At 70.2% G+C, this 21,744-nt stretch carries 22 protein-coding genes and 2 tRNA genes; 5 read left to right on the forward strand and 19 right to left on the reverse strand.

Annotated features, from left to right (window positions below):
• Positions 1 to 33: 33 nt before the first annotated feature.
• The 3 genes from ACFYO2_RS27805 to ACFYO2_RS27815 all read right to left on the reverse strand — a co-directional run bounded on the left by ACFYO2_RS27805 (position 34) and on the right by ACFYO2_RS27815 (position 2,195).
• Positions 34 to 106 (reverse strand) — tRNA-Ala (locus tag ACFYO2_RS27805).
• A 133-nt stretch (positions 107 to 239) separates the two neighbouring features.
• Positions 240 to 473 carry a hypothetical protein gene (locus tag ACFYO2_RS27810; RefSeq protein ID WP_053750770.1) on the reverse strand — a complete coding sequence of 78 codons (234 nt, stop codon included), beginning with the start codon at positions 471 to 473 and terminating at the stop codon, positions 240 to 242.
• 246 nt (positions 474 to 719) lie between these two features.
• Positions 720 to 2,195 carry an MFS transporter gene (locus tag ACFYO2_RS27815; protein WP_388354484.1) on the reverse strand — a complete coding sequence of 492 codons (1,476 nt, stop codon included), beginning with the start codon at positions 2,193 to 2,195 and terminating at the stop codon, positions 720 to 722.
• Positions 2,196 to 2,289: 94 nt separating this feature from the next.
• Here ACFYO2_RS27815 and ACFYO2_RS27820 point away from each other — a divergent pair, with 94 nt between their 5' ends.
• Positions 2,290 to 3,135 carry a helix-turn-helix transcriptional regulator gene (locus ACFYO2_RS27820; protein ID WP_388354486.1) on the forward strand — a complete coding sequence of 282 codons (846 nt, stop codon included), beginning with the start codon at positions 2,290 to 2,292 and terminating at the stop codon, positions 3,133 to 3,135.
• Between the two features lie 84 nt (positions 3,136 to 3,219).
• Here the strand turns inward: ACFYO2_RS27820 and ACFYO2_RS27825 are convergent.
• The 7 genes from ACFYO2_RS27825 to ACFYO2_RS27855 form a co-directional block, all read right to left on the reverse strand.
• A tRNA-Ala gene (locus tag ACFYO2_RS27825) sits at positions 3,220 to 3,292 on the reverse strand.
• A gap of 94 nt (positions 3,293 to 3,386) precedes the next feature.
• Entirely contained in the window at positions 3,387 to 4,055 is a 669-nt protein-coding gene (locus ACFYO2_RS27830) for a histidine phosphatase family protein (RefSeq protein ID WP_388354489.1), read from the reverse strand.
• Positions 4,052 to 4,495: a ribosome silencing factor gene (gene rsfS / locus ACFYO2_RS27835; RefSeq protein ID WP_388354492.1), complete on the reverse strand. Its 444-nt coding sequence runs from the start codon at positions 4,493 to 4,495 to the stop codon at positions 4,052 to 4,054. The genes ACFYO2_RS27830 and rsfS overlap by 4 nt, the downstream gene beginning before the upstream one ends.
• Before the next feature lie 117 nt (positions 4,496 to 4,612).
• Entirely contained in the window at positions 4,613 to 6,349 is a 1,737-nt protein-coding gene (locus ACFYO2_RS27840) for a LytR C-terminal domain-containing protein (RefSeq protein ID WP_388354494.1), read from the reverse strand.
• Positions 6,350 to 6,365: 16 nt separating this feature from the next.
• Positions 6,366 to 6,932 carry a nicotinate-nucleotide adenylyltransferase gene (gene nadD / locus ACFYO2_RS27845; protein ID WP_388354790.1) on the reverse strand — a complete coding sequence of 189 codons (567 nt, stop codon included), beginning with the start codon at positions 6,930 to 6,932 and terminating at the stop codon, positions 6,366 to 6,368.
• Between the two features lie 271 nt (positions 6,933 to 7,203).
• On the reverse strand, positions 7,204 to 7,362 hold the full coding sequence (locus ACFYO2_RS27850; protein ID WP_388354497.1) for a hypothetical protein: 159 nt from the start codon (positions 7,360 to 7,362) through the stop codon (positions 7,204 to 7,206).
• A 130-nt stretch (positions 7,363 to 7,492) separates the two neighbouring features.
• A complete protein-coding gene (locus ACFYO2_RS27855) occupies positions 7,493 to 7,654 on the reverse strand; it encodes a hypothetical protein (protein WP_388354500.1) in 162 nt (53 codons plus the stop codon).
• Between the two features lie 113 nt (positions 7,655 to 7,767).
• On the opposite strand from ACFYO2_RS27855, the gene ACFYO2_RS27860 reads away from it, so the two are divergent.
• Entirely contained in the window at positions 7,768 to 8,916 is a 1,149-nt protein-coding gene (locus ACFYO2_RS27860) for a M48 family metallopeptidase (protein ID WP_388354503.1), read from the forward strand.
• 120 nt (positions 8,917 to 9,036) lie between these two features.
• Here the strand turns inward: ACFYO2_RS27860 and ACFYO2_RS27865 are convergent, their stop codons facing one another.
• The 5 genes from ACFYO2_RS27865 to proB all read right to left on the reverse strand — a co-directional run bounded on the left by ACFYO2_RS27865 (position 9,037) and on the right by proB (position 14,156).
• On the reverse strand, positions 9,037 to 10,107 hold the full coding sequence (locus ACFYO2_RS27865) for a hypothetical protein (protein WP_388354506.1): 1,071 nt from the start codon (positions 10,105 to 10,107) through the stop codon (positions 9,037 to 9,039).
• A 100-nt stretch (positions 10,108 to 10,207) separates the two neighbouring features.
• Positions 10,208 to 10,777: a hypothetical protein gene (locus ACFYO2_RS27870; RefSeq protein ID WP_388354508.1), complete on the reverse strand. Its 570-nt coding sequence runs from the start codon at positions 10,775 to 10,777 to the stop codon at positions 10,208 to 10,210.
• 144 nt (positions 10,778 to 10,921) lie between these two features.
• Positions 10,922 to 12,208: a glutamate-5-semialdehyde dehydrogenase gene (locus ACFYO2_RS27875; protein WP_388354510.1), complete on the reverse strand. Its 1,287-nt coding sequence runs from the start codon at positions 12,206 to 12,208 to the stop codon at positions 10,922 to 10,924.
• Between the two features lie 61 nt (positions 12,209 to 12,269).
• The gene (locus ACFYO2_RS27880) at positions 12,270 to 12,731 is read right to left on the reverse strand and encodes a hypothetical protein (protein ID WP_388354791.1); all 462 of its coding nucleotides are present in this window, start codon (positions 12,729 to 12,731) and stop codon (positions 12,270 to 12,272) included.
• Positions 12,732 to 13,049: 318 nt separating this feature from the next.
• Entirely contained in the window at positions 13,050 to 14,156 is a 1,107-nt protein-coding gene (gene proB, locus ACFYO2_RS27885; RefSeq protein ID WP_388354793.1) for a glutamate 5-kinase, read from the reverse strand.
• Positions 14,157 to 14,361: 205 nt separating this feature from the next.
• Between proB and ACFYO2_RS27890 the strand changes: the two genes are divergently transcribed.
• Positions 14,362 to 15,774: a polysaccharide pyruvyl transferase family protein gene (locus tag ACFYO2_RS27890; protein ID WP_388354513.1), complete on the forward strand. Its 1,413-nt coding sequence runs from the start codon at positions 14,362 to 14,364 to the stop codon at positions 15,772 to 15,774.
• A gap of 58 nt (positions 15,775 to 15,832) precedes the next feature.
• Here ACFYO2_RS27890 and ACFYO2_RS27895 read toward each other — a convergent pair whose 3' ends face one another.
• The gene (locus tag ACFYO2_RS27895) at positions 15,833 to 16,372 is read right to left on the reverse strand and encodes a PH domain-containing protein (protein ID WP_388354515.1); all 540 of its coding nucleotides are present in this window, start codon (positions 16,370 to 16,372) and stop codon (positions 15,833 to 15,835) included.
• 399 nt (positions 16,373 to 16,771) lie between these two features.
• Positions 16,772 to 17,095, reverse strand: a complete 324-nt coding sequence (locus ACFYO2_RS27900) for a hypothetical protein (RefSeq protein ID WP_388354518.1) — start codon at positions 17,093 to 17,095, stop codon at positions 16,772 to 16,774.
• Between the two features lie 110 nt (positions 17,096 to 17,205).
• Between ACFYO2_RS27900 and ACFYO2_RS27905 the strand changes: the two genes are divergently transcribed.
• Positions 17,206 to 17,538 carry a hypothetical protein gene (locus tag ACFYO2_RS27905; RefSeq protein WP_388354521.1) on the forward strand — a complete coding sequence of 111 codons (333 nt, stop codon included), beginning with the start codon at positions 17,206 to 17,208 and terminating at the stop codon, positions 17,536 to 17,538.
• 156 nt (positions 17,539 to 17,694) lie between these two features.
• Here ACFYO2_RS27905 and ACFYO2_RS27910 read toward each other — a convergent pair whose 3' ends face one another.
• Positions 17,695 to 18,141: a hypothetical protein gene (locus ACFYO2_RS27910; protein WP_388354524.1), complete on the reverse strand. Its 447-nt coding sequence runs from the start codon at positions 18,139 to 18,141 to the stop codon at positions 17,695 to 17,697.
• Between the two features lie 489 nt (positions 18,142 to 18,630).
• Between ACFYO2_RS27910 and ACFYO2_RS27915 the strand changes: the two genes are divergently transcribed.
• Positions 18,631 to 20,664 carry a hypothetical protein gene (locus ACFYO2_RS27915; protein ID WP_388354795.1) on the forward strand — a complete coding sequence of 678 codons (2,034 nt, stop codon included), beginning with the start codon at positions 18,631 to 18,633 and terminating at the stop codon, positions 20,662 to 20,664.
• A 48-nt stretch (positions 20,665 to 20,712) separates the two neighbouring features.
• On the opposite strand, the gene ACFYO2_RS27920 is transcribed toward ACFYO2_RS27915, so the two are convergent.
• On the reverse strand, positions 20,713 to 21,651 hold the full coding sequence (locus ACFYO2_RS27920; RefSeq protein ID WP_388354526.1) for a hypothetical protein: 939 nt from the start codon (positions 21,649 to 21,651) through the stop codon (positions 20,713 to 20,715).
• Positions 21,652 to 21,744 lie beyond the last annotated feature (93 nt).

The following is a 21,744-nucleotide window of genomic DNA, read 5'->3' on the forward strand; positions in this document are numbered from 1 at the left end:
TCATCCGAGAGGATGACCCGCCTTCAGCTTCTGTGGAGCTAAGGAGAATTGAACTCCTGACCTCCTGCATGCCATGCAGGCGCTCTACCAACTGAGCTATAGCCCCTGGTGGCCACGCGGCGGAGCCGCATATTGACCGCGCCGCCCGACTTCCCCGGCGGCGACGCCAACTTTACCGGCCGACCGGGTGGAGCACCAAATCGTTTCCGTTCTGTCCGGATGCGGGAGCTTATGTCGACTCACGCCGTGACGAACGAATAGAACCGTTTGAGCGTGCAGTGCTCTTCGAGGAGCCGGCCATAGATCGGCTCGCCCTCCAGTTCCCGATAGGTCTCGATCGGGTCGCCTTTTATGATCAGCGCCCGCGCGCACTCCTCGCACCAGTACTGGTACTCGGGGTTCACCGGCTCCATGTCACGGACGATGGGCGTACCACTGCCGCACCAGTCGCACTTTCGCCTGTGTGCACCCATCGATCAGCTCCAGCTGTGGCCGCAGGCCGTGCACACGTAGGAAACCCCGCCGTTGTCACCGAGCACTTGGGCCACATGGACGGAACCGCAGGAAGGGCAGCTGAGACGGATGACCGTATCCCGTGTCGGTGCTGCTTCACGGAGGTGGCCGACCTCCGCGAGGATGCTCGCAGGCATCACTACTCCCTCCCGTCGGGCCGCGCCCCCTTCCGGCCGTTTGATTCTGCCACGACCGGACCAATACGGTCAGCGACGCCTGAGTACCAGTCCGGACACGGCACCCACCGCGGCCGTCCCGGCCAGCGCGAACATGCACGCCACCAGCGCCTCCGCAGAGGTATACGCCTGCGAGGCCCCAAGTGACTCAAGCCGGTTCAAGAACAGTGTGCCGAACACCGCGACGCCGGTCAGCTGGCCGAGCTGGGTGACCGTGGCCAGCAGACCGCTCGCGTCCGCCGCGTTCTGGGGCGGCACCGTGGCCAGCGCCCGGGTGAGCGTCGGGCTGAAGGCGAGCGCGAGCCCGACGCCCACGCCGGCGTACGCGACGTACAGCGGCGCACCACCCTCGTCGCCGCCCTTCAGGGCCAGGCCCACACCCGCGACCGCCAGCGCGGTGATCATGAACCCGGCCGGGGCCAGGGTCCGCTGCCAGGACGCCGGCCAGTTGCGCCAGGTCATGCCGACCAGACCAAAGACGACCGCGGTCGGCGCGAAGGTGAGGCCGGCCCGCAACGCGCTGTAGCCGAGGCCGCCCTGGACATGCAGGGTGAGCGCGAACAGGAAGCCACCGTTGACGGCCATCACCGCAAGGATCCGGAAGACGGCGAGGCCCATGCCGGGATGGCGCAGCACGCTGGGCGCGATCAGCGGGGCGCCGCCGCGCCGGGCCAGGCGGGACTCGTACGCCCAGAACAGGGCGAACACGACCGCGGCCGCGGCCAGCGACAGCCAGGACCACAGCGGCCAGTCCTCCTCCTGCCCGAGCACCAGCGGCACCGTGAAAAGACACACGGCCGCCCCGAGCAGCACCAGGCCGGGCAGGTCGAGGCCGCGCGCCGTCCGTGGTGCCGCGGCGGCGGCGTCCCCGGGCAGCAGTACGCGCCGGCCGAGAGCCAGCAGTACGACGCCCACGGGTACGTTGACGAGGAACACCGGCCGCCAGCCAGTGCCGAACAGGTCGGCGCTGACCAGGATTCCACCGAGGACCTGACCGGCGGCGGCGCCGACGGCGAGGACCGCCGAGTAGGCGCCGAACGCCTTCATCCTGGCCTCGCCGGTGAAATTGCGCTGTATCAGGCTGAGCACCTGCGGGATCATCACCGCCGAGCCGGCGCCCTGGACCAGCCGGAACACGATCAGTTCGGTGGCACCCTGCGCCAGACCGCAGGCGAGCGAGGCCGCCGTGAACAGGGCGAGCCCGGCGAGGTGGACGCGGCCGTGGCCGAACCGGTCGCCGAGGCGGGCACCGGTGATCAGCAGCACGGAGTAGGTGATGGCGTATCCGGCGATCACCAGTTGCACATCCGCGCCTGAGGCGTGGAGTTCGGTAGCGATGGTGGGAGCCGCGACATTCACGATGAACACGTCGAGCAGCGCCATGAACTGGGCGGCGAGGACGAGTACGAGCAGCGGGCGGGGCGGATTGTCAGTGGCGGGCGCTTTACTGATGGCAGGACTTGGAGCGGGCGCGGGACCCGGCCCTGTATGGGGAGTTGTCGTCATGCCGTCGAGCCTGGCGCCCCTGCGGTACGGGTGCCGAGTGCCCGCTGATGCTGGTACTGACAGCACCTGGCAGGGGACAGGTGCGGCATCGACGATGGGGGACGTGACGATGGGGACGACACAGCGCCGCAGGCCCGAGCTGGCCACTTTTCTGCGCACGCGACGAGCCCGGGTGACACCGGCGGACGTGGGCATGCCGCCGGGCTTCCGGCGTCGCACACCGGGCCTGCGCCGCGAGGAGGTGGCCCAGCTCTCGGGCGTCGGCGTGACCTGGTACACCTGGCTGGAGCAGGGTCGGCCGATCAACGCCTCGGCGCAGGTCCTGGACGCCGTGGCACGCACGCTGCGCCTCGACCCGCCGGAGCGGGAGCACCTGTACCACCTCGCCGAAGTGCCGTACGCACATGCCCCGGAGGTTCTCGCGCAGACCGTGGGGCCGGAGGTCCTGGGCATCATCGAGGCTCTCGAACCACGCCCCGCGGTGGTCTACAACTCGCGGTACGACATCCTCGCCGCCAACTCCGTCTACCGCGACCTGTTCCTCTCCAAGCCGCGGCCGGCCGGGCACCCGCGCAACGCCTTGTGGGGGCTGTTCACGGTGCCGGAGGAGGACTGCCCACTGGTGTTCCGGGAGACGGAGCTGCCGGTGATGGTGGCAACCCTGCGCGCCGCGTACGGACTGCATGCCGGGGAGCCGGTCTGGGAGGACTTCATACGCAGGCTGTCGGCGGCGAGCCCGCTGTTCGCGCGGCTGTGGGAGAGCGGCGACGTGGCGGAACCCGGCCGACGGGTGAAGACGTTCCGGCATGCGGAGGTGGGCGAGCTGCGGATGACGTCGCTGTCGCTGTCGATCAACGGAATGCCGGAGTGCCGGATCGTCGTCTACACGCCGGTCGACGAGGAGACGGCCCGGCGCACGGCCCTGTTGAGGAGGGCATGAAGAAATCCCGCCCCAACGGGACGGGATCTTCGACAATCAGCGATCTTTGACAACTCAAGAGTGCAACTCAAGACCGTCGATCTGTGGAGCTAAGGAGAATTGAACTCCTGACCTCCTGCATGCCATGCAGGCGCTCTACCAACTGAGCTATAGCCCCTTGCGTTCTTCCCGCTCGGCGGGGCGAACAAGAAGAACTTTAGCCTGCGACCTGCCGGAAAGTGAAATCCGGGTCACGGGCCCTGGTGCAACGCTCAGTCGTCGTCGCCGAGCACCGGCTCGGGGAGCGTGCCGGCGTTGTGCTCGAGGAGGCGCCAGCCGCGGGCCCCCTCGCCGAGGACGGACCAGCAGCAGTTGGAGAGTCCGCCGAGGCTCTCCCAGTGGTGGGCCTCCAGGCCGAGGAGGCGTCCGATGGTCGTCCGGATCGTGCCGCCGTGGCTGACGACGACGAGCGTGCCGTCGTCGGGAAGCTTCTCGGCGTGCCGCACCACCACGGGGGCGGCGCGGTCGGCGACCTCGGTCTCCAGTTCGCCGCCGCCGCGGCGCACCGGCTCGCCGCGCTTCCAGGCCGCGTACTCCTCGCCGTGCCGGGCGATGATCTCCTCGTGCGTCAGCCCCTGCCAGACGCCCGCGTAGGTCTCCCGCAGCCCCTCGTCGTGGCTCACCTCCAGGCCGGTGAGCGCGGCGAGCTCGGCGGCCGTGTCGGCGGCTCGCTGGAGGTCGGAGGCGACGATCGCGTCGGGTTCCAGGGAGGCCAGCAGCCGGGCGGCGCGCTGGGCCTGCAGGACGCCGGTCTCGGTGAGGGAGACGTCCGTGGTGCCCTGGAAGCGGCGCTCCACGTTCCACGAGGTCTGGCCGTGCCGCCAGAGGATGACACGGCGGCCACGGCCCGGCTTCCGGCCGGCTCCCGCGGGGGCGCTCACCGCGGGTCCCCGAACTCGGCGGCGCCCTCCTCGGCCCGCAGCTTGGCGTGCTCCTCGCCCTTGCCGCGGGTCGCCTTGGCGTCGGCGGGCAGCTCGAGCTCGGGGCAGTCCTTCCACAGCCGCTCGAGAGCGTAGAAGACACGCTCCTCGCTGTGCTGGACATGGACGACGATGTCCACGTAGTCGAGCAGGACCCAGCGGGCCTCGCGGTCGCCCTCGCGGCGCACCGGCTTGGCGCCGAGCTCCTTCGAGAGCCGCTCCTCGATCTCGTCGACGATCGACTTGACCTGGCGGTCGTTGGGCGCGGAGGCCAGCAGGAAGGCGTCGGTGATCGACAGGACGTCGCTGACGTCGTAGGCGATGACGTCGTGCGCCAGTTTGTCGGCGGCCGCCTGGGCGGCAGTGGTGATGAGCTCGAGAGAGCGGTCAGTCGCGGTCACTACAAGGCTTTCGGTCGGCGGACACTTGACACCAAGGGTCTCACGGACCGCCGAGGCCGCCCCACGCGATCAGTGGATCACGTGGGGCCGCCCCCGGTCGGCCCGGCCGGACGGGCCCTATGAGGAGGCCGGCTTGTAGTCCTGGCCGAGGACCACGGCGACGTTCGCGCTCCCCGAGACCTTGCCCTTGCTGACGGAGCCGGTGGGCAGGCCCAGGGTCTTGGCGACCTCGGTGGCGTTCTCCTTGTCGGCGGCGTCGGCGTAGACGACCTTGGACGTGGCCCGGGCCGCGGAGGCCGTGCCGCCTTCCAGGAAGCTGAAGCCGCCGTTGAGGAGGACGACGCGGGCCTTCTCGGTGTTGTCCTTGACGCCGGTGGCGTTCTGGACGGAGACGCTGACGGCCGCGTCCTTGTCGGGGCTCTTCGCGGTGCCGCCGAGCACGTTCTTGACGACGCTCTCGCTCGCCTCGGCGCTGAGGATGCCGTCGCTCTGCACGGGCAGCAGGGCGGTCTTGTAGTCGCCGCCCTTGGCGCGGTCGGCGAGCTTGGCGAGGAAGGTGCCGAGGTCCTTGTCGGTGAGCGGCGGCTCGAGGATCTGCGCCAGCGTCTGCACGGTGGTCGTCGCCGCCGTGGGGTCGGAGGACAGCTTGCGCAGCACACCCTGCATGACCTGGCCGAACCGCTCCAGCTGGGCGTTCTGCGCCTCGCCGGAGGCACGGTAGGTGGCGTAGGCGACGGCCGTCCTGCCGCTGAGCGTCTGGTCCTTCCCCTTTTTCACCAGGGGCGCCTCGCCCTTCTTGGCGTCCGGGTCGGGCACATCGGCATCGGTGTCGACCTCGATGTTGCCGACGAGGTCGACCAGGTTCTGCAGGTAGGGGGTGTCGAGGCGCCAGGTGCCCTCGATATCGGTGCCGAGAACACCGTCGAGGGAGTCGCGGGTGCCGGAGGAGCCGTCGTCCTCGACCGACTTGGCGAGGGTGGTCGTGGTGCCGTCGTCGTCCGTCAGGGCGAGGGAGTTGGGCAGCAGGACGGTGGTGCCCTGCTTGGTGGTGGTGTTGTCGACGAGCAGTGCCGTGGAGGTGCCGCCCTCCCCGGTGTTGTGCAGGTGGACGACGATCACGTCGCGGTTCTGGGCACCGACGGCGGTGGCCGTGCCGGTCTTCGCATCCGAGGACGAGGACAGTCCGGGCAGCTTCCCGGCGTACCAGAGGTAGCCGACGCCGCCGACCGCGACCAGCGCCAGGACGACCACGAGGGCGACGAGACGGCTGCGGGCGCGGCGCTTGGCCTCCTCACGGCGCTCGGTGCGGTTCTCGGTGAAGTTCAGCCAGTCGATGACGTCCTCGGAGTCGCCGTCGGGGTCCTCCACGAAGGCGAACTGCTCGGTGCGGTAGTCCCGGTCGCCCTCGGCCCCGTGGTGCTCCTCGGCGCGGGAGCGGTGGTCCCGCCCCGGGGCGTCCGCTTCCTCGGCCGGGCCGGCCTGCTGGGGGATGTAGGCGGTCTGTTCGGCGACGCGGGGCTGGTGCCCGCTGGTTGCGGCCCGGCCGTAGGGGTCGTACGAGGGCGCCGGCGCGCCGCCCTGCTGGGTACCGGTGCCATAGGGGCCGTAGGGCGGCACGGGTGCCTGCCGGCCGGGGTCGTACGGGTCGTACGGAGGGGCGGCCTGCTGCCCGCCCGCGGCGTACGGGTCGTATCCGTAGCCCTGCTGCTGCGCGTACGGGTCGTACGGCTGCTGGGGGGCCTGCTGCGGCTCTTGCTGCGGCGGGGCCGGCCGGTACATCGGCCGGCCGTACTCGTCGTAGCCGACGAGCTCGTACTGGTCGCCGCCGTACCCCGCGTCGTATCGGTCGTTCACCGGTGCCCCTCTCGGCTCACTCGCCGCGGTACAGCTCGCGCTTGTCGATGTAGCGCACGACTCCGTCCGGCACCAGATACCAGACGGGGTCGCCCTTGGCGACTCTCGCACGGCAGTCGGTGGAGGAGATGGCGAGGGCGGGGACCTCGACGAGCGAGACACCGCCCTCCGGGAGCCCGGGGTCGGACAGGACGTGCCCCGGCCGGGTGACCCCGATGAAGTGCGCGAGGGAGAACAGCTCTTCCGCGTCCCGCCAGGTCAGGATCTGGCCGAGGGCGTCGGCGCCGGTGATGAAGAAGAGGTCGGTGTCGGGGTTCAGCGCGCGCAGGTCCCGCAGGGTGTCCGCGGTGTAGGTGGCGCCGCCGCGGTCGATGTCGATGCGGCTGACCGAGAACTGGGGGTTCTCGGCGGTCGCGATGACCGTCATCAGGTAGCGGTCCTCGGCCGGGGAGACCTTGCGGTGGCTTTTCTGCCAGGGCTGGCCGGTCGGGACGAACACCACCTCGTCCAGGTGGAACTGCGCGGCGACCTCGCTGGCCGCCACCAGGTGCCCGTGGTGGATCGGGTCGAACGTCCCGCCCATGACGCCGAGACGGCGCTTGCCGGGGTTCGACGGTCCGTTGCCGGGGCCGCTCGTCGGACGGTTCCCGACGCCGCGACCCGGACCGTTCCCGGTGGCGCTCACCGTGCGGTCTTCCGTGCCGTTCGCCGTGTCGTTCGCCGGACCGGTAGGCATGTCCTGCTCTCCCATGCGTGCAGACCCTACCGGCCCGGCCTGAGAGGCCCGGCCGACAGATCCCCGAGACGGCCCGTGCGGGACGCCACTGCCGGACGCCTGCCCGGCTCGCCCGGACTCAGCGATCGCGGTTGAAACGGGTGGTGATCCACAGCAGGAGCAACAGGATGAGGAAGGCCCCGCCTCCGGTCACCAGCGGGTCGAGGCTCTCGTGGTTGCCACCCTTTTCCTCGGCGGCGAGGGTGACCAACTGGGCAGCGGTGCTGTGGAGGCTCATCGTCAGCAGGACCTATCCGGTGTGGGCGGGACAAAGACGTCGGCCCATCGTAAGCGGGCGGTCCGGCGACGATCACGCCGACTCCGCCGTCGGGGCTCCGGGTTGCCTTCGGGGGAACCTTCGCGCTGCCTCAGTCGTCTTTCCGTCTGTACCCGCGCAACAGGAACCACGCGGTCAGCGCACAGCCCAGCACCATCACGATCAGTACGACCCGGAGCAGATTCCCCGCCCCCTGCTGCTCGGCGGCGCGCGCGGCCTCGGCGAACCAGGCGGCCCGGGGGTTGTGCTCCATGGCGCGGAACTCCTTCGCTGCAGTGCCCGTCCACGGTAACTCCGCCTAGGCTGGGCTCTGCTTCGGGGGCGCAAAGGGCCGCACAAAGGTCCGCAAAGGCCACACACACGCACATGGGGGAAGACATGTCCGACGGCCACCAGCAGAACGGGCACGAGAACGTGCCGAGCAGGCAGCGCAGGCGCTTCCCGGGGATCTCCTCGCGTGCGTACGAGCACCCGGCCGACCGCTCCGCCCTGGTGGCGCTGCGCAAGCTGAGCGGCTTCGACACGGTCTTCAAGGCGCTGAGCGGTCTGCTGCCCGAGCGCAGCCTCAGGCTGCTGTTCCTGTCCGACTCGGTGCGCGTCTCCGACCAGCAGTTCGCCCATCTCAACGACATGCTGCGGGACGCCTGTTACATCCTGGACCTGGAGAAGGTCCCGCCGATGTACGTCAACCAGGACCCGCAGCCCAACGCGATGTGCATCGGCCTGGACGAGCCGATCATCGTCGTCACCACGGGTCTCGTCGAGCTGCTCGACGAGGAGGAGATGCGGGCGGTCGTCGGGCACGAGGTGGGGCACGCGCTGTCCGGCCACTCGGTCTACCGGACCATCCTGCTGTTCTTGACCAGCCTCGCCCTCAAGGTGGCCTGGATCCCGCTCGGCAACCTCGCGATCATGGCGATCGTGACCGCGCTGCGCGAGTGGTTCCGCAAGTCGGAGCTGTCCGCGGACCGCGCGGGCCTCCTGGTCGGCCAGGACCTCACGGCCTCGATGCGCGGCCTGATGAAGCTCGCCGGCGGCAACCACCTGCACGAGATGAACGTGGACTCGTTCCTGAAGCAGGCCGAGGAGTACGAGGCCGGCGGCGACCTGCGCGACTCCGTGCTGAAGATCCTGAACGTGCTGCCGCGCTCCCACCCCTTCACCACCATCCGGGCGGCCGAGCTGAAGAAGTGGTCCGCGTCCCGGGACTACCAGCGGATCATGGACGGCCACTATCCGCGGCGCACCGAGGACAAGGACACGTCGGTCTCGGACTCCTTCCGGGAGTCGGCGTCGCACTACGCCACGCACGTCAAGACCTCCAAGGACCCGCTGATGAAGCTGGTCAGCGACATCGCCGGCGGGGCCGGGGACCTGGGCGGTCGGGTGCGGCGCGGCTTCGGCGGCTTCGCGAGCTCGGCACCGACGGACCAGCCGCCGACGGACCCGTCGGACCCGACCGACAAGCCGGGCCCGGCGAACGGCACGGACACGCCCCCGCGGGACGGCGACTGACCGAGGTCACTGCAGCCGACGGGACGGAGGCTGCCCACACCCTCAGCCTTGCGACCGGCCCCGCGCGATCAGCCGTGCACGATCACGATCAGCCCTGCTCGGCTCACACCCTCGGCTTGCTCACACCTTCGGCTGCGCGCTCGTCGCCAGCGACCCGCACAGCGCCGTCGCGCCGCCCGTCGCGTACGGGTCGGTGCCGGCCGGGCCGCCTGCCTTGGCGGTCTCGTCGGCGAGCAGCGGGCGCAGGTGGTCGGTGGAGTCCTCGGCGCAGGAGAGCGGGCCCGCCTGCACGTAGGAGACGACGAGCTGGGCGGTGTGCAGGCGCAGGTCGTCGCGGTCGAAGCGGAAGTGCAGCTCGCGGCGGACGGTGAACAAGGACGCCTCGGCCTTGTCGCCGGCCCCGGTGGGCCGTAGCGCGTACACGAAGGTGTGGTCCGCGGTGACCTCGAGCGTGGACGAGTCGGTCTCGGCGGCCTGGAGGGTGCCCTGGACCCGGACCTTGCCGTCGGCGAGCTCGGCGCCGGACGGGTCGAAGCGAACCAGCCATCCCGTGGGAGCGTGCCGTCCGTCGGCGGCCGGACGGTCGAAACTCTCGTCGAACTGGTCGAGTTGGTCCCCGTCGAGGAGCACGCGCACCGGACGGGCCTGCTCGCCGGTGAGGACCTCCGGGTAGAGCGATGACCGGACGATGTAGTCCTTGGCGGTGGTCAGGGCGGCGACCACCTGACTGTCGGAGAAGTGCGCGGTGCGCCGGGAGGCGGGCAGCGGGATGCCCTCGGCGCCGATGCGGTATTGGGCGGCGGGGCTGTGCGCGTACAGGTACTCGGGGTCGGTGTGCCCGGGCACCTTGCCCTGCGGGGCGAGTGGGATGACGGTCATCCGCAGGGGCTCGACGGGCTGCTGCGCGGCGGGGGTCTGGTAGGGGTGCCGTACACCCATGTAGATCGCGGTACCGAAGGCGATGGCGATCAGCAGGACCAGGATCAGCGCCTGCCGGGACAGGCCGCGGCGCAGCGGCGGGCGACGGCGTACGGCGGGCGCGTGGTCGGCGATGCGCTCCTGCGCGGAGAACTCCTGGAGGCGGGCAGCACGGACGAACGACTCGTCGAACACGACGGATCGGTACTCGTCCTCTCCACCTCCGGGGCCGCCCTCGGGTGTCCCCTCAGGTGGGTTTCCAGGCCCTCCCATAACTTCAGAGTAGGTCGCGGGGCCCTCAGGTAAACGCCCTGCTGTGCGACAACTTCTGACAGGTTCTCACCAGGACCGGCCACGGCCTCCCGGCCTGCGTTCAAGGCGTACGCGGGACCGCGGAGACGGCTGGCTGGGAGTAGTCGGCGGACGCGGAGGGCGCTGCCGCGGTGCCCTGTTCCAGGCCGGTCGAGGCGGGCGGCGGCACCTGGTCCCCGCCGCCGGAGGAGGCGCTGCGGTAGACCGCCGCGAAAGCCAGCGCGACCATGCCGATGCCCATCACGAGGGCGAGCACCCAGGCGACGGGGCGGTGCCAGCGGACCTGTTTGCCGTACGTCCCGGGGGCGCCGTAGCGGTTCTCGAGGATGTCGGCGTCATCCGGGTCGTCGAGTTCCGGATCATGGCCGAAACCGGTGGGGTCGTACCCGTCCTCGTAGCGTTCGCCCCTGCTGAGTGCCGTCCGGCGGGCCTCGGCCTCGGAGGCCTCCGCTCTCGCCTGTGCTGCGGCCAGGAGACGTTCGACTGCGGTCGGCTCGTGCACCACGGCCGCCCGTACGAAGGCCTCATCGAAGACCACGGAGGCGAACTCTTCGTCCGACACCCCGCGGTCGTGATCGTCGTCGGGCTCCCAGCCGTCAGGGAACGGCGTGCCCCCCACGTCCTCCGGCACGGATCCAGAGTAGACCGAGGGGGTCAATTTGGGCAGACGGTATGGAAATTCATCCGGTGAGTGAGACATCTGTCCTGCGGCGCCCACCGGAGCAGGGCGCGCGTGTCGGATGCATATGCCAGCCGCGCGCCCAGGTCGTGCGCCTCAGCGCCGTACGTGCCCGTCCCCGGTGACGATGTACTTCGTGCTGGTCAGCTCGGGCAGCCCCATGGGGCCGCGGGCGTGCAGCTTCTGCGTGGAGATGCCGATCTCCGCGCCGAAGCCGAACTGGCCGCCGTCGGTGAACCGGGTGGAGGCGTTCACCGCGACCGTCGTGGAGTCGACCAGCTGGGTGAAGCGGCGGGCGGCCTGCTGCGAGGTCGTGACGATGGCCTCGGTGTGGCCGGAGGTCCACAGGCGGATGTGCTCGACGGCCCGGTCGAGGGAGTCGACGACCGCCGCGGCGATGTCGTAGGAGAGGTACTCCGTCTCCCAGTCCTCCGGCGTGGCCTCGACGACGGTGGCCTTGGAGTCCTTGGCGTACGCCAGCACCCGCTCGTCGGCGTGCACGGTCACCCCGGCCTCCGCGAGGGCGTCCAGGGCCCGTGGCAGGAACTCGGGGGCGATGTCCTGGTGGACGAGGAGCGTCTCGGCGGCGTTGCAGACGCTGACGCGGTGCGCCTTGGAGTTGATCAGGATGTCGATCGCCATGTCGAGGTCGGCGTTGGCGTCGACGTAGACATGGCAGTTGCCGGTGCCGGTCTCGATGACCGGGACGATCGACTCGGTGACGACGGTCTGGATGAGGGAGGCGCCGCCGCGCGGGATGAGCACGTCGACCAGGCCGCGCGCCCGCATCAGCTCGCGCACGCTCTCGCGGCTCTCGCCCGGCACCAGCTGCACGGCGTCGGCGGGCAGCCCGGCCCCGCCCACGGCGTCGCGCAGCACCCGCACGAGCGCGCTGTTCGACTCGAACGCGGAGGCCGAGCCGCGCAGCAGCACCGCGTTGCCGGACTTCAGGCAGAGGGCGGCGGCGTCGACGGTGACGTTCGGGCGGGCCTCGTAGATGATGCCGACGACGCCGAGGGGAACGCGGACCTGGCGCAGGTCGATGCCGTTCGGCAGGGTCGAGCCGCGGACGACCTCGCCGACCGGGTCGGGCAGCGCGACGACGTCCCGCACATCGGAGGCGATGGCCCGCACCCGCTCCGGCGTCAGCGTCAGCCGGTCGATGATGGCCTCACTGGTGCCGGCCTCGCGGGCCTTGGCGATGTCCTTGGCATTGGCCTCGACGATCTCGCTCGTACGGACCTCCAGCGCGTCCGCGATGGCGAGCAGCGCGTCGTCCTTGTCGGCCCGCGGCAGCGGAGCGAGGTCGGCGGCGGCGGCCTTGGCGCGGTAGGCGGCCTGGGTGACCGGGGACATCGAGTCGTACGGCGAAAGCGTGGTCATGAGGGAAGGGTAGTGCGCCGGGCGGGCGCGTCCACCGGTCGTTCCACACCGCGAGACAGGGTCAAAAGGGATGAACGCCCACCGGCGTCGCCGGTGCCGGCCCGTAGCCCTCGGCGATGCGCTGGTGGTAGGTCTCGCGGTCGATGACCTCCAGGCCGACGATCTCCCAGGGCGGGAGCTGGGCGGTCTGGCGGTGCTCGCCCCACAGGCGCAGGGCGACGGCGGCCGCGTCGTGCAGGTCGCGGGCCTCTTCCCAGTAGCGGATCTCCGCGTGGTCGTTGGCGTACCTGCTGGTCAGCAGGAAGGGATGGTCGTGGGCCAGCTGTTCGAGGCCGCGTCGCACCTCCTTGAGCGGGGTCTCCTTGCCGGAGACGCTGAGGGTGACGTGCCACAGGCGTGGCAGGTCCTTCGGCTCCTCGTACCGGTCGCCGGCCGCGACGCTGGTCAGGGCACGCTCCTCGCCGGCCGCGCGCGAGGAGGCGCCGTCGGTATCCCCGCGGGCCGCCGACGCCCCAGGGCGCACTCGTCTCACGACGGCCTCCTTTTCCCGATGGCCGAGCAGCGCTCGTGCTTGTGGTCCTGCGGAACGTGTCCCTGGGACAAAGTTGAGCAGGCCGGGGGCGTCCGCGTGGTCGGTTTTGCGGAACGTCCACCTGAGGGCGACGCCCTTCTCGGGGCGTTCACCCCGTTTTCGGGTGGGCCTTCGGGTGTGCCGGAGTCCGGCGGCGGGCGTTCACGGGCGGCGGCAGGCTTTCAGGGGTTCAGGGGTTCAGGGGTTCAGGGGTTCAGGGGTTCAGGGGTTCAGGGGTTCAGGGGTTCAGGGGTTCAGGGGTTCAGGGGTTCAGGGGTTCAGGATCACCAGATCGTCCCGGTGCACGACCTCGCGCTCGTACGCCGGGCCCAGCTCCCGGGCGAGTTCCCGGGTGGAGCGGCCGATCAGCCGGGGGATCTCCTTGGCGTCGAAGTTGACCAGTCCACGGGCCACCGCGTGCCCCTCGCCGTCCCGCAGTTCGACGGGGTCGCCCGCGGTGAACTCGCCCTCGACGGAGGCGATTCCGGCCGGCAGCAACGACTTGCGACGGTCCACGACCGCGCGCACCGCCCCGTCGTCCAGGGTCAGCGAGCCCTGCGGGGTGGACGCGTGCTGGAGCCACAGCATCCGGTCGGCGGAGCGCTTGTCGGCGGGGTGGAAGTAGGTACCGGTGTCGCCGCCGGACAGCGCGTCGGTCGCGTGGACCGCGCTGGTCAGCACCACCGGGATGCCGGCGGCGGCCGCGATCCGGGCCGCCTCGACCTTGGTGACCATGCCACCGGTGCCGACGCCCGCCTTGCCCGCGCTGCCGATGTCCACACCGGAGAGGTCGGCGGGCCCACGTACCTCCGCTATCCGCGAGGTGCCCGGCTTGCCGGGGTCGCCGTCGTACACGCCGTCGATGTCGGAGAGCAGCACCAGCAGGTCGGCGTGGACGAGGTGGGCGACGAGCGCGGCGAGCCGGTCGTTGTCACCGAAGCGGATCTCGTCCGTCGCCACCGTGTCGTTCTCGTTGACGATCGGGAGGGCACCCATGGCGAGGAGCTTGTCGAGAGTGCGGGAGGCGTTGCGGTGGTGGGCGCGGCGGCTCATGTCGTCGGAGGTCAGCAGCACCTGGCCGACCCGGATGCCGTAGCGCGCGAAGGAGGCGGTGTAGCGGGCGACGAGCAGACCCTGGCCGACGCTGGCGGCGGCCTGCTGGCGGGCCAGGTCCTTGGGCCGGCGGCGCAGTCCCAGCGGGGCGAGGCCGGCGGCGATGGCGCCGGAGGAGACGAGGACGATCTCCCGCTCGCCGCCGCTGCGGCTCTTGGCGAGGACGTCGACGAGCGCGTCGACCCGGTCGGCGTCCAGCCCGCCCGAGGCGGTGGTCAGCGACGAGGAACCCACCTTGACGACGATCCTGCGGGCCTCGCTCACGGCCTGTCTTGCCCCTGCCACCTTGCGTTCCGTCCCCTCGCACCTCGGCTGTTCCGCAATTTACGCGAAGGGGGCCCCTCGGCGCGCCTCGGTCCAGCCCCCGGACACGCTGCAGGTCACTGTTTGCTCACGCTTCGCATACGGCAAAAAGGTTGTGCTGGTTGCTTATAGAAATGAAACTCTGGCAAAACTTAAATTGAGGTTCGTGTCGCACAACGTTCGCCCCTCGAAGCGCATCCTCCTCAGGTCGGGGAAGAGCCCCTACGACATCGTCCCCGTCGAGGAAGCCCTCCACCGGGACGTCATCGCCACCAACTCCGGCAACCTGATCTTCAGTGATGCCACCCACAAGATCCTTCAGACACCGGGGACCGAGATCGTCTCCAACGGGGTCAGGACCGACGTGGCGGCGGCCGAGCGGATCAACGAGGAGTACGACGCCTTCGTCGTACCGCTGGCGAACGCGTTCCGGCCGTCGTTCGAGGGGCAGCTCAAGCGGCTCACCCGGCTGATCGGCAAGCTGCGCATCCCGGTCGTGGTGGTCGGCGTCGGCGCGCAGTCCGGGCTCGACTACAACCCGTCGCGGCTGAAGCCGATGGAGCCGTCGGTACGGGAGTTCGTCTCGGCGGTACTCGACCGCAGCGCGTCGATCGGGGTGCGGGGCGAGTTCACCGAGAAGTACCTGAAGGACATGGGATTCCGGGACGTCGAGGTGATCGGCTGCCCGTCCCTGTTCCTGTACGGCAAGGAACTCGCCGTACAGAAGCGGGCGTCGGCGCTGACCGCCGACTCCCGCATCGCGGTCAACGGCTCGCACAACGCGGTGCAGAAGCAGGGCCTGGACCGGATCATCCGCCGTACCCACGAGCGCTACCCGCACCTGCGCTTCATAGGCCAGAACATCAGCGACGCACGGCAGTTGCACTGGCGGGACCTGTCGGACGCCAACGGCCGGGTGACGTCGATGCCCACCCACCCCGACCACCCGATGTACCGGGAGGACAAGGTCCGCGTCTACGTAGACCCCGTCACCTGGATCGACGATCTGCGCGGCTTCGACTTCTCCTTCGGCTCCCGCATCCACGGCAACATCGCCGCGCTGCTGGCGGGCACCCCCGCGACCGTGCTGTGCGGCGACTCGCGGACGCTGGAGCTGTGCCGCTACTTCGAGATCCCGCACCGCCTCATCAAGGGGCTGCCGAACGATCTCGACCCGGCGCGGCTGTACGAGGAGGCCGACTTCACCGGGCTGGTCGGCGGCCACCACGAGCGCTTCGAGCGGTTCACGGAGTTCCTGGACAGGAACGGCCTGGAGAACACGTTCACGCACGGCGACGGCGGCACCGCCTTCGACGACCGCATGCGCGCCCTGTCCTTCCCGGCCGGCATCCGCCCCTGGAACGACACGGACCTCGCCTCTCTCACCTCCCGGTTCGGCTGGCTGAACGGCCGTATCGACGAACTGTCAAGGGACAACGAGCAGTTGAAGCGGGAGCTGGCACGAGCCGGTGCCAGAGCAACGGCGACCGCAGCCTCGGCGTCGGCCTCGGTGTACCGGCGGGCACGGCGGGCGGTGGGCGGGCCGATCCGGCGGGCCCTGCAGTCGGGACGGCAGTAGCACGCACCGGCCGCGTCCCGGGTGGTGGGACGCGGCCGTCGTACGAGTGAGCAGTTCGTCAGGACAGGAGGGCCAGCGCGCCCTTCACCAGCAGCGCGAGCACCAGGACCACGATCGGCAGGAAGAGGAGCAGCTCCACGATCCCCTGCGCCGGTACGACCGTGAATTCGCCGGTCCGGCCGACCTCGTCCTGTTGCTCGCGCGCCCGCTCCAGTTCTGCGATCACCTTCCTGTGGCGGCCGAAGGAGGGCCAGCGGCTGAAGGCCTGGACCGGGACAGTCCGGTCCCCGTCCAGGGTGAGGCTCAGGCTTCCGCTCCTGACGTCCCAGTTCAGGCGCCGCACCGACGCCCAGGGAATCTCGTGCGTCTGTCCGACATTGCGGACCACGAGCCTGGTCCGGTCGTAGCGGACGAGTGGGACGAACTGGATCCTCGCCACGAATGTCAGGACGCTCAGCAGGCTGACGAGCCCCGAGACGTTCAGGACCGTGACCTCCGTCAGGGAGCGGAAGCCCAGCGCCACGGCGCCCGCGCCCACGGTGACCACCATCGCGGCCACCAGACGCCGGTCCCACCAGGGACTTACTCGATACATCATCGCGTTCCTCGGGTCGGGCTGCCGCTGAGCCGGCCGGAACCGGCAGAGCGGCAGGTGGGCACGGCATCAGCCTCCGAACATGCCTTTGACACCGCCCCAGACACTTCGGGCACCGCTCGCAACGGCTCGTCCGGCGGTCGTGGCACCGGTCCTGACCGTCGAGAGGCCACGGACCAGCTCACCGGCCTTCGCCATTCCGAGATGCCTCCGCCGATGGCCAGAAGGCCGCCGGCGCATCCCAGGCTCATCGGGTCCACGATGCAGGCATCGGCCGCGACGACGATACCCACGCCCACCGCCAGCAGGCCGAGCACGGGTCCCGCCGGCGTCGCGGAGGTGGCCATCGCCGCGATGCCCAGCCACCGCCGACCACGCCGAGGAAATCAGCCTGGTCGTCACTCAGGAACGCGTGACCGTCGTCCTTCTCTCGATTGTCTTCACGACGCGACCGGCGTCGTCGAAGGTGGCCTTCGTGACCTGGGCGTTGTCCACGTCCGCGTCCGTGTAGACCCGGGCCTCGGTCGCATTGCCGTCCACCAGCGCCGTGTTGTTGTCGTCCCAGGTGGTCGAGCCGTCGTAGTACGTGGCCGTCCGCCGGTCCAGATGGGCGAAGGGAGCGCCGGCCGTCTTGTCGCTCTGGACCGTCGTGCAGCCGACGTTGTAGTGCCGTTCGTCGTCCTGGTACACCATCCAGCGGATGGTGTCGGTGGCGTCGTCGGGCATGTCGGAGGTGTTGGAGGCGCGGCCGCTCGGTGCAGTGGTTGTCCGAGACGTTGCTCTCGCCCCAGTCGTCTACCCGCATCGGCAGGCCGAAGGTGGTGGAGGCGGCCCCGGTGTCGTCGAACTCGGTCTCGACGACGTGCTCACGCCAGGTGGACAGGTCCGAGTCGCTGGAGTCGTACGCCTTGTCCAGCGTGCGGAGCTTCTTCTCCCGTACGAAGCGGGCGTCCGGGAGGCCGACGTACGTGGCGGTGTTGTACGCCCAGTACTCGTGCCACTCGCGCTTCTGCGACTTGCCGTCGCTGTCGCGGGTCGAGGTCTCCAGGACCTGCCCGGCCAGCCAGGCGGAGTCCGTCCACAAGGTGCCCTCGGAGTCGGTGACCTTCACCGAACGGGTCTGGGACGGGTCGGCCTTGGAGGTGCGGTCGCCGTCGAGGCCGCGGTAGAGCCAGTGGCAGGTGGAGTGCAGGTTGCTGTTGGCGCCGGTGGTGACCAGGACCTTGCCGTAGCCGCGCCAGTCGGACCAGGTCTCGTCCTCGTCCTTGACCAGGGGTTCGCGGTGAACGCCCAGCCCGGCGCGCCGTCGTACTCGTACGTCGTCGTCATCGTCGGGTCGCCGTCGTCGTAGGTGCCCGGGTCGACCTGCACCTGGTGACGACGAACTTCTTGAACCAGCCGGTGCGTGGCTCGGTCTCGCCCTCGGGCGTCCACTTCTGCCAGAAACACTCGAAGTCGTTGTTCGCCTGGGACGGTGGACTGGACTCGTCGCACTGGCGGGAAAGCGTGCCGTCGACGTCCGTGGCGTGGCCGTACGTCACGTCGATCGTCGAGCCCGTGTCGGTGACCACCTGCTCGACCCGGCGGAAGTTGAGGGCTCCGGTGCCGACCAGGTTGTCCTGCCAGTCACCGTCGAAGTTGATGGCGGGCAGGGTGATGTCGGTGCCCGAGTAGCCGCGGCCCTGGTGTAGTCGAGCCAGAGCTGGCCGCCGACCTCGCCCTCTGGGTTCACCATCGCGTACCGCATCTGGTACTGCATGACGGTGTCCCACTCGGCCGCGTTGTTGTCCCTGACCTGGGTGGTTATGTCCCAGAGCAGGTCGCGCTGGAAGAAGGTCGGTAGTACGTCTTGCCGGCGCAGGCGTAGTCGTTCGAGGAGCCGTCGCAGATCAGGTCCGTCGGGACGTCGGGATAGGAGTCCGGCGAGGAGTCGATCGTCGGGCAGCTCGCGGCGGTGTTGTCCAGCGGGTTGGGCTCCTCCAGCCGCTCCTTGCAGCGGTTGAGGTGCTGGGAGACGACGCGGGCGGGCAGTTGGGCGCCGGAGATCTGCGAGGACCAGCCGTACTCGATGCGGGTCAGGTACGAACCGGGTCACTCCAGGGCACTGCCGGACACGTGCGTGTCGTCCGGTGGTCGGCGGCCGTTAACCCGTGCGCACGACGTCCTGCGCCGACCTTGGAGTGACCGCAGTGTCTGAACCCCTCCCCCGCCGGCGGCTCGCCGGACTGTTCCACGCCCGGTGGACGAACCCGACAGGGCTCCTGCTCCGTCGGCACGCGCCCCGCGCACTGCTCACCGCACTGTTCGCGGCCGCCTTCACCGTCCAGGCCGTCGGGGCGCTACTCCCTCACCTGTCGCTGCTGCTCGCCGCGACCGTCGCCTCGGTGGCCGCGGAGGGCGTGCTGCACAGATGGCAGCACGGCATGGTGACGGTGCTCGCCAAGTCGCACGCCGACCTGACCGTGCGGCACGTACTGCGCGACCTGCTGCTGGTCTTCGGGCTGGTGCGGCTGGGCGAGCAGGACCGGGAGACGGTCTACGCCCCGCTCGTCGCCGGTCTGCTCGCCTTCTACGCGCTGCACTGCGCGATCCAGGCGCTGTCCGTCCTGGTCCGCCGCACCCGCACCCTGCCGGTGGTCACCCGGAACATCGACGCCTCCGCGCTTCGCCTGTCCCCCGCCCCGCCCGTCCTGCTGCGCCACCCAGGCCACCGCCTGCTGGTCTTCGGCCTGCCGGCCACGGCCGGCCTGCTGGCCACGGTGGCCACCGACGACCTGCGCTGCGCGGCCCTGGGAATCGCCCTGTCCCTCGGGCTCGCGGTGATGGGCCTGTTCGACCTTCTCGTACGGCTGCTGCCGAGCCGCCGTCCGGCGGGCGAGCAGGAGGTGCTCGACTGGTTCGACGCGTGGCTGGACGAGTACAAGCCGACCGTCGGCCTCTACTTCTCCGGCGGCGCGTCCTCGGCGTACCAGGCGAACATGTGGCTGGAGCCGCTCGCCGGGCTGGAGGGCCGTCCGCTGATCGTGCTGCGCGAACGCTTCATGGTGCAGAAGATCGCAGCGACCGACGTGCCGATCGTCTGTCTGCCGAAGGTGTCCACGCTGATGCGCCTGGAGCACTCCACGCTCCAGGTCCTCATCCACCCCTCGAACTCCGGCAAGACCTCCCAGGTCCTGCGGATCCCCACCCTCAAGCACACCTTCGTCAACCACGGCGAGAGCGACAAGCTGTCCTCCTGCAACCCGTACGCGAAGGCGTACGACGAGGTGTGGGTGGCCGGTCCGGCGGCGCGCGAGCGGTACGCGCTGGCCGAGGTCGGCGTCGAGGACAAGGACGTGGTGGAGATCGGCCGCCCGCAGCTGGACGCCGTACGGCCGTACGCGGGCCCGCCGACGGGGACGTACACGACGGTCCTGTACGCGCCCACCTGGGAGGGCTGGGACGGCAACCCCGGCAACACGTCGGTGATCGAGGCCGGCGAGAACCTCGTACGGGAACTGCTGGCGGATCCGGGCGTACGGCTGCTCTACAAGCCGCACCCGCTGACGGGATCCGTGGACCCGCGCGCCGGGGAGGCGGACCTGCTCATCCGCGAGCTGATCCGGGCGGCGAACCGGAAGCGGACCGGGGACCGGCCCGCCGCGAACGGCGAACTCGCCCGCCTCACCAAGGAGTTGGACGCCCTCACCTCGATCGACTGCCGGTCCGGCGCCGACCAGGTCGAGCGGATGCTGCTGCAGTCCACGCCCGAGCCGGGGCGGGCCGAGGCGGTGGCTCGGGCGACGGCGGCCTGGGAGGAGGCGTACTGGGCCTCGCTGCCGGAGTGGGAGCACCAGATCGTGACGGATGCCCGGCCCACGCTGTATGCCTGCTTCAACCGGGCCGATCTGCTGATCAGCGACGTGTCGAGCGTGGTCAGCGACTTCCTGGCGAGCGGGAAGCCCTACGCGGTCGCCAACACCAGCGGGCTGCCGGAGCACGCGTTCCGGGAGATGTTCGCGACGGTGCGCGCGGCGACCGTGCTGACGCCGGACGGGGGTGGGGTGCCCGGGCTGCTGGAGGCGGTACGGCATCCGGAGCAGGACGAACTGGTGAAGGCCCGGGCTGAGTTGAAGCTCCACCTGCTGGGTCCCGCGTCGCCGGCGTCCCAGGTCCGCTTCGAGGGCGCGGTACGGGCACTGGGCCGGGCGGCGGCGGAGCGGGCGGAGGCGCGGATGGCTGCGGGAACGGCGATCCCAGGGCCGCGGGAGGGCCTCGACATCGCGGAGGAGGCGCAGGAGTCGGCAGCCCCGTAGGCGGCCGCCCGTCCGTCACGGAGTCAGGGGTTCACAGGGGCGGGCTCGTCACAGCTCGGCCGGATCCGCGGAGGCCAGTCGCACGGTGTCGGAGGAGATGGCCGGTACGGCTTCGCCCGCGGGTAGTGCGGGGGCCAGTGCCCGGAAGACCGCGTACACCGCGGCGGGCCCGTACTCCCAGATGTTCTCCGTCGCCCGCAGCAGCGCGCCTCCGCGTGTCAGCGATTCGACCGCGAAGAAGGCGCCGCTGTCCCGGAGGTGGCCGACACCGCCCAGCCCCTCCACGACTCCGGGCGAACAGACCGTGATCCAGGAGTAGCCGCGCAGGACCGAGTCCATCTCCGGGAAGGTGTCGTCCTGGAAGAGCCCCAGCGTGGCCTCCAGGGCGGTGCGGTCGGTGACGAATTCCGCGTCGTCCGCGATGCTGCCGAAGAGGACGGCCTCATGGGCGTGCGCCTGGGACCTGAGGAATTCGGTCCAGCGGCGCTGGGCATCGTTTCTCGTACGGGGATCGCCGAATTCCTCGGTGGTGCGGACCGCGATGAGTGAGATCCAGTCCGAGGCATCCCTCTCCCGTACGACGGAGACGTCCAGCCACGGTTCACCGGGAAATCCGTCGTTGCCGATCACCGCGAGTTGAACCTTGGCCGCGGGTGGCCTCTTCTCCACATCCTTGAGGAATTTCCGCCAGTTCTCCGGCGACCAATACGTTTCGACCTGACGTCCGGAGGACCGGGTGACGAGCAGGGAGGCCCAAAGGCTTCCGGGAGCCCCGTAGGTGCTGTTTCCCCCCGTGATGGCCGAGGCGCGGGCGGAGAGGTCCAGGTCGTACCCGAACTCCTCCTTCAGCGCCCCGGCCAGTTCGGCCAGAGCCGAGGTGAACCACGACTCCGCCACCTGACGGTAGGAGGAACCGTCCCCCGAGCAGGGCAGGTTGATCTCCGCACGCAGACTCGGGTTCAGCCCGGTCTCCTGCTGCACGGCCATGTCCCGCCCCTTTCGATCCTCCGTTTGCGCACCGGGCCTCACAGACGCCAGGAGCAGGTTACTGCACCACGATCGGCCGCCTCGGCGACCGAT

The organism is Streptomyces sp. NPDC006602 (assembly GCF_042870385.1).
GTDB lineage: Bacteria > Actinomycetota > Actinomycetes > Streptomycetales > Streptomycetaceae > Streptomyces.